This is a genomic window from Pseudomonas sp. NMS19W, assembly GCF_051554255.1.
Taxonomy (GTDB): domain Bacteria; phylum Pseudomonadota; class Gammaproteobacteria; order Pseudomonadales; family Pseudomonadaceae; genus Aquipseudomonas; species Aquipseudomonas kribbensis.
In genome coordinates this window covers 2,439,763-2,451,807 of record NZ_CP136718.1, presented here as the reverse complement: position 1 = coordinate 2,451,807, position 12,045 = coordinate 2,439,763, and the positions used below count along the sequence as shown (strand labels likewise).

The 12,045-nt window shown below is 62.8% G+C and carries 11 protein-coding genes and 1 pseudogene; 5 read left to right on the top strand and 7 right to left on the bottom strand.

The features are described 5' to 3' along the window. The first annotated feature begins 65 nt into the window (after nt 1-65). The 3 genes from R1A29_RS11000 to R1A29_RS10990 all read left to right on the top strand — a co-directional run bounded on the left by R1A29_RS11000 (nt 66) and on the right by R1A29_RS10990 (nt 2,516). Nucleotides 66-491 (top strand): hypothetical protein, encoded by a 426-nt coding sequence (locus tag R1A29_RS11000; RefSeq protein ID WP_438301463.1) that lies wholly within the window; start codon nt 66-68, stop codon nt 489-491. A 22-nt stretch (nt 492-513) separates the two neighbouring features. Then, the gene (locus R1A29_RS10995) at nt 514-930 is read left to right on the top strand and encodes an organic hydroperoxide resistance protein (protein ID WP_438301462.1); all 417 of its coding nucleotides are present in this window, start codon (nt 514-516) and stop codon (nt 928-930) included. Between the two features lie 152 nt (nt 931-1,082). Further along, nucleotides 1,083-2,516 carry a catalase gene (locus R1A29_RS10990; protein WP_438301461.1) on the top strand — a complete coding sequence of 478 codons (1,434 nt, stop codon included), beginning with the start codon at nt 1,083-1,085 and terminating at the stop codon, nt 2,514-2,516. Between the two features lie 70 nt (nt 2,517-2,586). Here the strand turns inward: R1A29_RS10990 and R1A29_RS10985 are convergent, their stop codons facing one another. Together R1A29_RS10985 and R1A29_RS10980 are read right to left on the bottom strand one after the other, a co-directional pair. Further along, entirely contained in the window at nt 2,587-3,336 is a 750-nt protein-coding gene (locus R1A29_RS10985) for a creatininase family protein (RefSeq protein WP_039771048.1), read from the bottom strand. A gap of 134 nt (nt 3,337-3,470) precedes the next feature. Continuing rightward, entirely contained in the window at nt 3,471-4,286 is an 816-nt protein-coding gene (locus R1A29_RS10980; protein WP_085708531.1) for an AraC family transcriptional regulator, read from the bottom strand. A gap of 134 nt (nt 4,287-4,420) precedes the next feature. Here R1A29_RS10980 and R1A29_RS10975 point away from each other — a divergent pair, with 134 nt between their 5' ends. Beyond that, nucleotides 4,421-5,632, top strand: a complete 1,212-nt coding sequence (locus tag R1A29_RS10975) for an MFS transporter (RefSeq protein WP_438301460.1) — start codon at nt 4,421-4,423, stop codon at nt 5,630-5,632. A gap of 46 nt (nt 5,633-5,678) precedes the next feature. On the opposite strand, the gene R1A29_RS10970 is transcribed toward R1A29_RS10975, so the two are convergent. The 4 genes and pseudogenes from R1A29_RS10970 to R1A29_RS10955 form a co-directional block, all read right to left on the bottom strand. Further along, the gene (locus R1A29_RS10970) at nt 5,679-6,455 is read right to left on the bottom strand and encodes an alpha/beta fold hydrolase (protein WP_438301459.1); all 777 of its coding nucleotides are present in this window, start codon (nt 6,453-6,455) and stop codon (nt 5,679-5,681) included. Nucleotides 6,456-6,479: 24 nt separating this feature from the next. Beyond that, nucleotides 6,480-6,989, bottom strand: a complete 510-nt coding sequence (locus R1A29_RS10965) for a cytochrome P460 family protein (RefSeq protein ID WP_438301458.1) — start codon at nt 6,987-6,989, stop codon at nt 6,480-6,482. A gap of 24 nt (nt 6,990-7,013) precedes the next feature. Then, a pseudogene (locus tag R1A29_RS10960) lies at nt 7,014-8,056 on the bottom strand (alpha/beta fold hydrolase). 99 nt (nt 8,057-8,155) lie between these two features. After that, entirely contained in the window at nt 8,156-9,502 is a 1,347-nt protein-coding gene (locus tag R1A29_RS10955) for an epoxide hydrolase family protein (protein WP_438301457.1), read from the bottom strand. A gap of 216 nt (nt 9,503-9,718) precedes the next feature. Between R1A29_RS10955 and R1A29_RS10950 the strand changes: the two genes are divergently transcribed. After that, nucleotides 9,719-10,948: an MFS transporter gene (locus R1A29_RS10950; protein WP_438301456.1), complete on the top strand. Its 1,230-nt coding sequence runs from the start codon at nt 9,719-9,721 to the stop codon at nt 10,946-10,948. Here the strand turns inward: R1A29_RS10950 and R1A29_RS10945 are convergent. Then, nucleotides 10,935-11,900: a quinone oxidoreductase family protein gene (locus R1A29_RS10945; RefSeq protein WP_438301455.1), complete on the bottom strand. Its 966-nt coding sequence runs from the start codon at nt 11,898-11,900 to the stop codon at nt 10,935-10,937. The genes R1A29_RS10950 and R1A29_RS10945 overlap by 14 nt on opposite strands. Nucleotides 11,901-12,045: the final 145 nt, after the last annotated feature.

Below are 12,045 nucleotides of genomic sequence, written 5' to 3'. Positions count from 1 at the left end.
GGCAACCTGCAGACATCATGGGTTGTCGCGGTCGGTCGAACGATGGTTTTGCGAGGGATCCGATCATGGCTGAAGGTTATCGCCAACATTGCCTGTGCGAGGCTGACCGACTCGGCAACGACGAACTGTATGCCTTGGTCACGGGCGCCGTCAGGCATGACAGGGCTGAATCCCAGCAACTGTTCGCGACGGTGACACCGTTGCTCATCGCCTATTTCGAAGGCCAGGTGCAGGCCGGAAGGATCAGTCGCGAGGACACCGGCCGCCTCGTCCAGCAAGCCTTCAAGACCCTTTATCTCGAGCAGGCCCGGCATGACCCCGGCTTTCCGTTTCGGGCATGGCTCATCGAGATTGCACGATCAACGTTGCTCGACAACCTGAGCCATCGGGGCATCACAGCGCCGGACCACCCCGGGCCGCTAGCGGGTGCGTCTGCCGCGGAACGTCACGACACCCCACGCTCAGCCTGCATCGATCTTTCGACGCAGTGAAAATCTTCACCAGAGAATGCCCATGATCAACATCGAAAAAACGCTCTACACCGCACAGACCTGCACCACAGGAGGCCGTGAGGGGACCGCACGCAGTCACGATGGTCGACTTGATCTCAGGCTCTCTCCTCCCGGCGCACCGGGGACGGGAACCAATCCCGAGCAGTTGTTCGCGGTGTGCTGGTCGGCTTGTTTTCTCGGTTCCCTGCGCCACGCCTGCAATGCGCGCAGAATCGGTTTCCCGGCAAACGCCGGGGTGGAAGCTCAAGTCGACCTCATGCACGCAGAGCACGGGTTCTTCCTGCAGGCCCGTCTGGCCGTGTCGCTGCCGGAAATCGAGCCGGAAGTGGCGCTCCAGCTGATCGAAGCGGCGCACCAGAATTGCCCCTACTCCAAAGCCACGCGCAGCAACATCAACGTCAGCATCACCCTCGCCTGATCCCTCATCTGCCGCTCCCGAACCGGCCAGCCGCCGACACGCCAGACACGCCTGCCCTGCCCGGTGGCCATGCAGCGACACCATGGTGCAATAGAGGGCTCCCAAGGCTTTTGATGTGATGGCGGCAAACCGACAAAAGCCAGGAGTAGCGCATGAAAAAGCTGACGACCGCCGCCGGCGCACCAGTGGTGGACAACAACAACTCGCAGACCGCCGGCCCGCGAGGCCCGGTGCTGTTGCAAGACGTATGGCTGCTGGAAAAGCTGGCGCATTTCGATCGTGAGGTCATTCCCGAACGGCGCATGCACGCCAAGGGTTCGGGGGCGTTCGGCACCTTCACCGTCACCCGTGACATCAGCCGCTATACCAAGGCCAGACTGTTTTCGAGCGTGGGCAAGACCACCGATATCTTCGTCCGGTTTTCCACCGTGGCCGGCGAGCGTGGCGCCGCCGATGCCGAACGTGACATTCGTGGATTTGCCATCAAGTTCTATACCGAGCAAGGCAACTGGGATCTGGTGGGCAACAACACGCCGGTGTTCTTTTTGCGCGATCCGCTGAAATTCCCCGACCTCAACCATGCGGTCAAACGCGACCCGCGCACCAACATGCGCAGCGCCCGCAACAACTGGGATTTCTGGACGCTGCTGCCCGAGGCGCTGCATCAGGTGACGATCGTCATGAGTGAGCGCGGGTTGCCGCGCACCTACCGCCACATGCATGGTTTCGGCAGCCATACGTTCAGTTTCATCAGCCCAGAAAACGAGCGATTCTGGGTGAAATTCACCTGGAAGACCGGGCAAGGCATCGAGAACCTGACCGATCAGCAAGCCGCGACACTGATCGGCGATGATCGCGAAAGTGCCCAGCGCGACCTGTACACCAGCATCGAGGAAGGCCGCTTCCCGCAATGGAAGCTCTACGTGCAAGTGATGCCGGAGCTGGACGCCGAGACGTACCCGATCAATCCCTTCGACCTGACCAAGGTCTGGCCCCACAAGGATTACCCGTTGATCGAAGTCGGTGTACTTGAACTCAACCGCAACCCCGACAACTACTTCGCCGACGTCGAACAGGCAGCCTTCAACCCGGCCAACGTCGTGCCCGGCATCAGTTTCTCACCGGACAAGATGCTCCAGGCCCGTCTGTTCTCCTACGGCGATGCACAGCGCTATCGCGTGGGCGTCAATCATCATCAGATCCCGGTGAACGCCCCACGCTGCCCGGTCAACAGCTATCACCGGGACGGCCAGATGCGCACCGATGCGAACGCGGGCAGCACCCTCGGCTACGAACCCAACAGCCATGGCCAATGGGCCGAACAACCGGATTTCAGCGAGCCACCGCTGGCCCTCAAAGGCAGCGCCGGGCACTGGGATCACCGGGAGGACGACGACTGTTTTTCGCAACCCGGCGCGCTGTTCCGGGCCATGACCATGGCCCAGAAACAGGCCCTGTTCGATAACACCGCGCGCTCGATTCATGGCGCCAGCGCTGAGTCGAAACAACGACACATCGACCACTGCACCCGGGCAGATCCGGCGTATGGCGCAGGGGTTGCGCACGCCATTGAGGCACTGGGCTAATCTGCAAAGACGCTGGCAGGGAGCCGAAACAACAACGCCCGGATCATCCGGGCGTTGTTGTTTGTACGGGTCAGTCAGGCAATGATTCGCGACTGAAGGCCTGCACCTCCTGCACCAGACCGCGCGCGGCCATTTCCACCAGTTGCCGGCCCTTTTCCGGCGAAGCCTGGGCCGGGTCCGAGCCCATGCGGCCATCGGGGTGACGGGCACGGAAGTCCGCGGCTTCGCGGATCGGGCCCCAGTTGGCGATCTGCGGCGAGTAATCGGCCGACTTGATGGAATCGGGATAGGCCCACTGGGTCACGGCGATTTCCGAAGGCGTTGCATGAATGCCGTGGCCGGTCGGGAACTGGTCACGGGCCAGCTCATTCACGCCTTCCAGATCCCACCAGTTGCACAACTTCAGGGCGAACCCGGCCTTGCGCCGGGCAAAACTCGCCTCGGCGTACAGCTCCGAAAACGCCGCTTCGATCGAGGCGATGTTGCCGCCGTGGCCATTGAGGAAAAAGATCTTTTCAAAGCCGTGGGCGGCCAGCGAACGGGTCCAGTCCGCGATGGCGGCGATGAAGGTCGAGGGCCTGAGCGAAATGGTGCCGGGGAAACCGAGGTGATGCTGCGCCATGCCGATGTTGAAGGTCGGGGCAATCAGGATGTCGGCGTTCTTCTGCGCTTCATGGGCGATGATCTCCGGGCACATCCAGTCGGTGCCCAGCAGGCCGGTCGGCCCGTGCTGTTCGTTGGAGCCGATCGGGATGACGATGGTGCGGCTGCGTTCGAGGAATTGGGCGATTTCGGACCAGGTCGATAGGTATAAAAGCATCAGGATTCTCACTCTTCGAAGGTTCCTCGCGGAACGAGGGTTGGCGTTCAATGCACCTGCAACAGCAGCGTCATTGATAACACCCGCCTCCCTTCGGCGACAGAATACGAAGGTATCGGAATTGGCAGAGCGCCCTAATCGCGAACAAGAAATTCGCGGGGCGATTCGCCCATGACCCGTCTGAACATTGCGCTGAAGGCACTCTGGCTGGCATAGCCCAGGTCCCGGGCAATCACCCCGACGGACTGCCCCTTGTCGAGCCGGTCGATGGCGGTCGCCAGCCGCACCTGCTGCAGCCAGTGGCGGAAATTCAGGCCGGTTTCATTGACGAACAAGCGAATCAGCGTGCGCGAACTGGCGCCAACCCGGTCTGCCCAATAGCCGATCGAATGGTCTTGTCCGGGATCCTGCAGAATCGCCTCGCACACCGTGACCAATCGCCTGTCGACCGGCCACGGCACTTCGATCGGCAACGTCCGCGCCGCCTGCAGTTCACTGAGTATCAACGCCACGATGTGCGCGTTGCGCCCTTCCTGCGGGTATTCGATCGGCTGGTCGGCCAGGGCCAGAATCAGCTCGCGCAGCAGTCCGGGGATCTCCAGCACTTTGCAGTGATCGCCCAGCCCGGCGCAGACCTGCGGCTCGATGTAGATCGAGCGCATCCTGACCGCGCTCAGCATCAACTGATCATGGATCACCCCGGGTGGAATCCATAATGCCCGCTTCGGCGGCAGGATCCACAACCCGCGTTCGGTGGCCACCCGCATCACGCCGTTCGAGGCATACAGCAACTGCCCGTGCCGATGCACGTGCGGTTCGTTGTATTCGCCGGTGGCCTGATCGCGCACCAGCACGGTCATCACCCGCGGCACATCCTGATAGTCGGGATAACGTTCGCTGCGCGGCGCGGACTCACGCCTGGCGACGACCTTGCGCACCTCTTGTTTCATCGCGTGGAGCCTCCTGAAATCAGCCCTTGATCGTCGTAAGGCCAGGATTGTCACTTTGACGACAAATCCTGGCATTTGCCATGGCCGGCCCATTGTTAGCCTTGCGCTCATTGTTGATCAATGAGGCTTTCCCCATGGCAATCACCCGCAATCTCTCCAGCAGCCAGCAGGCCATTACGGCGGTGATCGGCCTGCTGATCCTGTCCATCGCCCTGCGTCCCCCGATCATTTCGGTGGGGCCGATCCTGCTGTTGATCCAGCAGCATTTTCAGTTGAGCTACACCCAGGCCGCGCTGCTGACCTCGATCCCCGACGTCTGCATGGGCGTGTTCGCGCTGGTGGTTCCGAGCCTGGCCAGACGCTTCGGGATCGATCGCAGTGTGGTTGTCGCACTGACGTTGTTGGGTGCCTCGACCTTGCTGCGGGCGCTCTCGCCGAATGCATTTTTCCTGCTCGGCAGTACGTTCTTCGCCAGCGTCGGCATTGCAGTCGCCGGTGCAATGACCGGTGCGTGGATCAAGACTCACTTTGCACAACGACCGGCACTGTTCATGGGCATCTATGCCGGCGGACTGAGCCTGGGCGCGACCCTCGCGGCAGTGCTCAGCGCGCCGCTTGCCGAGCTGGCGCAGGACTGGCGGGTCAGCGCCGGGTTCTGGAGCGTGCTGTGCCTCACCGCCATCGCCAGTTGGGTGTGGATGGCGCGGCGTTTTGCGACATCGGCGCCGGTGGTGAAGTCGTCGCACCAGAGCAAGCGCCTGCCGTGGGGCAATCCCCAGGCGTGGTTGATCGCGTTGAATTTCGGTGCCGGTCAATTCGTGGTCTACGCCCTCTTCGCCTGGATGGCGCCTGCGTCGGTGGAAGCGGCTACGTCGAGTGTGTCTCCGGGCATCCTGCTGGGGATTTTTACGGCGGTGTTCGCCGTTGCCAGCGTGGGTGCGGGGCTGATTCCAGGCAAGGCCCACGACCGGCGCGGCCTGCTCGGACTGTCGGCGTTGCTGGCCCTGCTGGGGCTTGGCGGCATGGCGTTCCTGCCGGCGTACTGGCCGATGCTTTATGTGGTGCTCGCAGCCATCGGACTGGGCATGGGTTTCACCGTGGCCATGACCTTGCCGCTGGATCACGCCAGCACCAGCGAACAGGCCGGATTGTGGACGGTGTTCATGCTGTTCATCGGTTACCTGATCGCCGCGCTCGGGCCGTTGCTGTTCGGTGCCCTGCGCGAATACACCGGACACTATGGCCCGGCGTACACCTTGCTGTTCGCGGTTCTGCTGTTGATGCTCGGCATCACCCCGCTGCTGAGAGTGGCACCGGCAGCATCGCCACAGGTATCTGCTGCCTGAGCGGGAAGTGAAAGACCTGCGACGCGCCTCGGCACGTCGCAGGGTTTCAGTTGGCCGCAGCGGCTTTCTCAATCAAGCGGGCCACCGGTGCCGGGTTCGACACCATCACCACATGAGAGCCGCCCTTGACCACCTCGACCGCCTTGGCATCCGCACGTTTGGCCATGAACGCCATCGCTTGGGGCGGGATGTTCCTGTCCTTGTCGCCGTAGATGTACCACGACGGAATGTGCTTCCAGGCAGGCGTTCCGGCCTGCTCGTTCAGCGCCGCTTCGGTGACCGGGCGTTGGGTTGCGGCCATCAGCGCCGCTTGTGCAGCCGGGACATCGGCGGCGAACTGATCGGGAAACTTGCTCTGCTGGATGTACAAGTCCTTGCCGCCATCGGCCAGTGCGACGGGTGCCGCCAGTGTCGGGCCGAGGGTGCTGCCGGGAAACTTGCCGGCGAGTCCGGCAACGGTTTCGCCGGCCTCGGGCGCAAAGGCGCTGACATACACCAGCGCTTTGACATTGGCATGATCGTTGGCCGCCTCACTGATGACGTTGCCGCCATAGGAGTGACCGACCAGCACCACTGGCGTCTGGATGCTGCTCAGCAACGCCGATACCGCCGCGCCATCGCTCTTGACGCCGCGCAGCGGGTTGGCGGCGGCGATCACCGTGTAGCCATCCTTCTCGAGAATTTTCGCCACGCCATTCCAGCTCGACGCGTCGGCAAAGGCGCCGTGCACGAGTACCACGGTCGGTTTGGCGGATTGGGCGAAGGCACTCACGCCCAGGCACAGGCCGGCAGCGAGGGTCAACGCAGTCAATGTTCTTTTCATGTAACAACTCCTTGTGTGACGGGATCAGGGGGCGTATCGGGTGAAGACGAAGTCATGGTTCTGCACCCGCGCCTGATGGCAGGCGAAACAGGTCTGGTGCTGGGCTTCATCGGCGGGTTTGCCGTTGATGAAGCGGCCGAATCCCCAGCCACCGGTCGAGGCGTATTTGCGCGAGTCCTTGACCATCACCTGAACGGTGGTGGCCGCCCCCGGAATCGAGGCGGGTTCGAACTCCGGGGACTGCACGTGTTTCCACGCCAGCTTGACCAGCACCGTGCCATCGGGAAACGGCAGCGTCTTGCTCTGGTAAGCCTTGATCGCCCGGTCATTGCCCAGCACCGCCCGCAGTTCATCCAGCGGCGCGGCTTCCTGGGCCGGGGCAATCAGCGCCCACTGGCGATAGTTTTTCGGCAGCTTCACGCCGTAGATCGGCGAGGCATCGCCGTCATCGGCCTCGCCCAACGCGACACCGGTGGCGGCCAGCGCGGCGAGTGCAATGGCCGACGGCAACACGGCCCAATGGTTGAGTTTCATCGTCGGATCCCCTCAGGCCGGCTATCAGAGATGATCGGCATCGATCACCGCCTGAGCGAACGCCTGCGGCGCCTCTTGCGGCAGGTTGTGGCCGATGCCACCGCTGATCAGCCGGTATTCGTACTTGCCGGTGAAGCGTTTGGCGTAGGCCTCGGCCGGTGGATGCGGCGCGCCATTGGCGTCGCCTTCAAGGTGATGGTCGGCACGCCGATCGAGGGGAATGCCGCCAGTTTTTTCTCCAGCGGATCGTATTGCGCTTCCCCTTTGATCAGGCCCAGACGCCAGCGGTAGTTGAAGATCGACACGGCGACGTGATCCGGGTTCTGCAACGCGGCGGCGCTGCGGTCGTAGGTCGCATCGTCAAAGTTCCACTTCGGCGACGCCAGTTGCCAGATCAGTTTCGCGAAGTCATGGGTGTTTTTCTCGTAACCCAGACGCCCGCGCTCGGTCGCAAAATAGAACTGATACCACCACTGCAACTCGGCAGCCGGCGGCAACGGGGTCTTGCCGGCGTCCTGGCTGCCGATCAGGTAACCACTCACCGCCACCAGCGCTTTCACCCGTTCCGGCCAGAGCGCGGCGACGATATCGGCGGTGCGAGCACCCCAGTCGTAGCCGCCGAGCACGGCCTGCTTGATGTTCAAGGCGTCCATGAAATCGATCAGATCCTTCGCCAGCGCCGAGGGCTGGCCGTTGCGCACGGTTTTGGCCGACAGAAAGCGCGTATCGCCATAACCGCGCGCATAGGGAATCAGTACCCGATAGCCTTTCTGCGCCAGTGCCGGGGCCACGTCGGTGTAGCTGTGAATGTCGTAGGGCCAGCCGTGCAGCAGGATCACCACCGGCCCGTCGGCGGGGCCGGCTTCCGCGTACGACACGTCCAACAGTCCGGCCTTGACGTGTTTCAGCGCGCCGAAAGAAACGTTGCTGCCGGCGGTGATCGCGTCGATCTTGCCGCCGGGTACTTCGGCGGCGCTGGCGTAGACCGAGGCGATGCCCAGTGCAAGCGCCAGCATCGAAACGGCGAGCACGCGCCGGGATTGAGTTACAGCGTTATGGTCAGTCATGCCGAGTCTCCCTCGAGAACCGCCGGGCGGCGGTTCCGGGCTTTGGTTGAAGGGCTTGCGTTGAAGGGCTTAGCGTTAAAGGAATTGCCGATTGAAGGGCTAGCGCGCGGCCTGAGCCGCAGTTTTCTGCGCAGCCGCGCGCAGTGGCCGGAAGGCTTCGCGCAGTTCTTCGCTGAACAATTGCGGTTGCTCCCATGCCGCGAAGTGACCGCCCTTGCTGACCTCGCTGAAGTAGGCCAATGACGGATAGGCACGTTGCGACCAGACCTTGGGGGCACGGTAGATTTCGTGGGGGAACACGGTGATCGCCACCGGCACTTTGATGTCCGCAGTCTTTTGCGCGGCGGCACTGAAGTTATTGTTGTTGTTCTCCCAGTAGAAACGGGAGGACGAGGCGCCGCTGTCGGTCAGCCAGTACAGGCTGATGTCGTCGAGCATTTCATCGCGGCTCAGCACCTTCTCGGGCTGACCGTCGCTGTCGGTCCAGGCGGCGAATTTTTCATACATCCACGCCGCCGTGCCGGCAGGCGAATCCGCCAGCAGATAACCGATGGTCTGTGGCCGGGTCACCATCATTGCGCCATAGGCCGCGTTGCGCCCGAAGAACTTGCTGAGCGAGTTGAACGCCGTCAGTTCCGGGCCGCTCAGCCCTGCCGGAGCGAGGTCTCCGCCATTGATCGGCTTGACCAGTTCCGGTGGCACCGTGGCTGGCATGTTCAAGTGAATGCCCAGCAAACCGGGCGGTGCCAGACGACCCAGTGCATCAGAGATCACCGAACCGTGGTCGCCCCCCTGAGACACGTAGTGGGTGTAACCCAGGCGTTTCATCAGCACATCCCAGGCCTTCGCCACCCGATCCGGACCCCAGCCGAGTTCGGTCGGCTTGCCGGAAAAACCGTGACCGGGAATCGACGGAATCACCACGTCGAACGAGTCCTCCACCTTGCCGCCATAGGCCACGGGATCGGTCAGCGGGCCGATGGTCTTGAGGAACTCGAATTGAGAACCCGGCCAGCCATGGGTGAGGATCAGCGGCATCGCGTTGGGGTTGCGCGAGCGCACGTGGATGAACTGAATGTCGACGCCATCGATCGTGGTCACGAACTCCGGCAAGGCGTTGAGTTTCGCCTCTGCCTTGCGCCAGTCATAACCGCTGCCCCAGTACTTCACCAGGGCCTCGACCTGCGCCAGTTGCACACCCTGGGACACGTCGTTGACCGTTTCCTTGTCGGGCCAACGAGTGTCGGCAATGCGTTTGCGCAGATCAGTCAATTTCGCTTCATCCACATGAACGTGGTACGGGCGAATGGCTTGCGACTGATCGGTTGTCGGGCTGGTGGCCCAGGCGCCGCTGCTGCCTGCCAGCACGGCAAGGCCCAGGGCCCCTCTTCTGATGGCTGACGCCAGGCAATGGCGCCATGTGGAACCGCACGTAACCGCAACCATGTTGGATCTCCTTGTAGTCATTATTCGAAAGGCATCGCCAATCGGATCAGACCACCCCGCCACCCTCGCAGCGATTACACGATGGTGTCGGTCGATACCTTGGTATGACGCGCAAAATCGCACTCGAATTCAGCAGCGGTTAACGGGCAAAATGCGGCGGGGATACGGCTCGGCGAGCCGGCCCATTCGAATGACCTGGCAGAACAAGGATTGCGGATGCGTGGGGAAACAGCGCTCGAACGCCCGTGCGGCACGTCATCGACCACTTCGCAGTGGTGGGTGATCGGGCTGTGCATGTTGTTCAACGTGATCGACGGTCTGGACGTGATGGCCATGGCCTTCACCGCCAGCCGGGTGTCAGCGGAGTGGACGTTGAACGGCGCGCAAACGGGCCTGTTGTTGAGCGCCAGCCTGGTCGGGATGGCGCTCGGTTCGCTGCTGGCCGCGCCCAGGGCCGACCGCTTCGGGCGCAGGCCTTTGTTGCTCGCCGGCCTGATGCTCGGCGGACTGAGCATGTTGCTGTCGTTCTGGAGCCAGGATCATCACGTATTGATGCTTTTGCGATTGCTGACCGGCATCGGCACGGGGGCGGTGCTGGTGGGGGCGAACGTGCTGACGTTCGAGCACGCCAGCGCGCAGCGGCGCAACCTGGCCATCGCGTTGCAATCCCTCGCCTTCGCCATGGGTGCCAGCCTGGGCGGGGTGCTGGCGCACGTATTGAATGATTTCATGGGCTGGCGGTATGTCTTTCTCGCGGGTGGCTGTATCACGCTGGCGGCGGCGTTGGCGGGCGTCTTCTGGCTGCGAGAGTCACCGTCATTTCTGGCACTTGAACGCCGTGGGCCTGCCACGACAACGTCGCCAGACAATGCCCGCCGACCGTTTTCGCCCGGTCAGTGGCAACAGACCACGTCGCTGGCGCTGGCACTCTTTCTGTTGATGTTCTGCTTTTACTTCGTGATGAGCTGGACCCCGAGTCTTCTGGTTCTTAACGGTTTTACCGATCGGCAAGGCGCCCGGATCGGCGTTCTGTTGGCGTCGGGGGGCATGCTCGGCGCCCTGTTGCTGGGACTGGCGGCCAATCGGTATGGCTGCCGGCGATTGTCGTCGGGTTTCCTGCTGCTCAACGCTGCCCTGCTGCCACTGATGGTGCCGGCCTCGCACGTGCCCGGTCTGGCCGCGCTCGTGGCCGTCACGCTTGGCCTGATGCTCAACGGTGCGGTCGCCGCCCTGTATGTCCTGGCCCCTCAGGCGTTCTGCACATCAGTCCGTACGACCGGCGTCGGCGTGGTGCTGGCGATGGGGCGCCTGGGGGCGATCATTTCGCCGATAGTCGCCGGTTTTCTGCTGGATGCCCGATGGACCGCGCAAGAGCTGTTCACGTTCTTCGCCGGCAGCCAGATGTTGGCAGCGCTGCTGATCTGGCGTGGCACTAAGGAACAATGATCAGCTTGCCCGTCGTATTGCGCGACTCGATATCGCGATGGGCCTGCTGCGCGCCGTCCAGTGAATAACGCTGGCCGATGAAGGTTTTCAGTTTGCCGGTGCTGAACCACGCGAACAGTTGCCGGGACTTTTCCAGCAGGAGCTCGCGGTTACGCACGTAGTGCATGACCGAGGGATACGTCAGCTTGATACTGCGCGGCACGCTGAAGATATCGATCGGCGGGATCGGATTCATGAACGGTCCGTACAAGGCCAGAGTGCCGAAATGGTCCAGCAGGTTCAACGATTCGGCGAAGCCCTCCGCGCCCGTCCCGTCGTACACCACATTCGCTCGCTGCCCTTCCGTCAGGCGCATGACCTGTCCGGCAATGTTGTGCGCGCGCCCGATCACTACGTAGTCAGCCCCGGCCGCGAGCACCGCCTCCACCTTGTCGGCATGAGACACCCGGCCAATGACCTTGCCGCCCCGCAGCTTGATCAACTGAGTCAACATCAGCCCCACGCCCCCCGCCGCCGCGTGCACGAATGCCACATCGCCCGGCTGGATCGCGTGCACCTTGTCCACCAGATTGCTGGCAGTCAGGCCCTGCATCATCAGGCTGGCGGCGGTGGCGAAGTCGATCTCGTCCGGCAATGGCACCAACTGGCTGACCGGGGCGATCACCTGTTCGGCGTAGCTGCCCGGCACGTAATGCCAGGCCACGCGGTCACCGACACCGAACTCCGTCACCTGCGGGCCGGTGGCCAGGACGATGCCGGCACCCTCCGCCCCCGGTGTCAGCGGCAGCTCCCAGGCAGCGCCGAGGCCGCGACGGACACCGGTGTCCATGAAATTGACGCCCGCCGCCATGACCTTGACCAGGACTTGTCCGGGTTCCGGTTCAGCCAGTTGAATGTCTTGCACCGTCAAGACTTCGGGCCCGCCAAAGGCCTGGATCACGACTGCTTTCATTTGTGTTCTGCCCTGCCACAGGGACGACCTGTCCTGCTGCCGAATGGGTGGCAGGAGCGCGGACGTCACGTTGTCTTCATTCAATCGTCGGAAGACGTTGAAACCAGCGCCAAGGGTGGCCGGGTGGTGTATCCGCGCAGTTTCG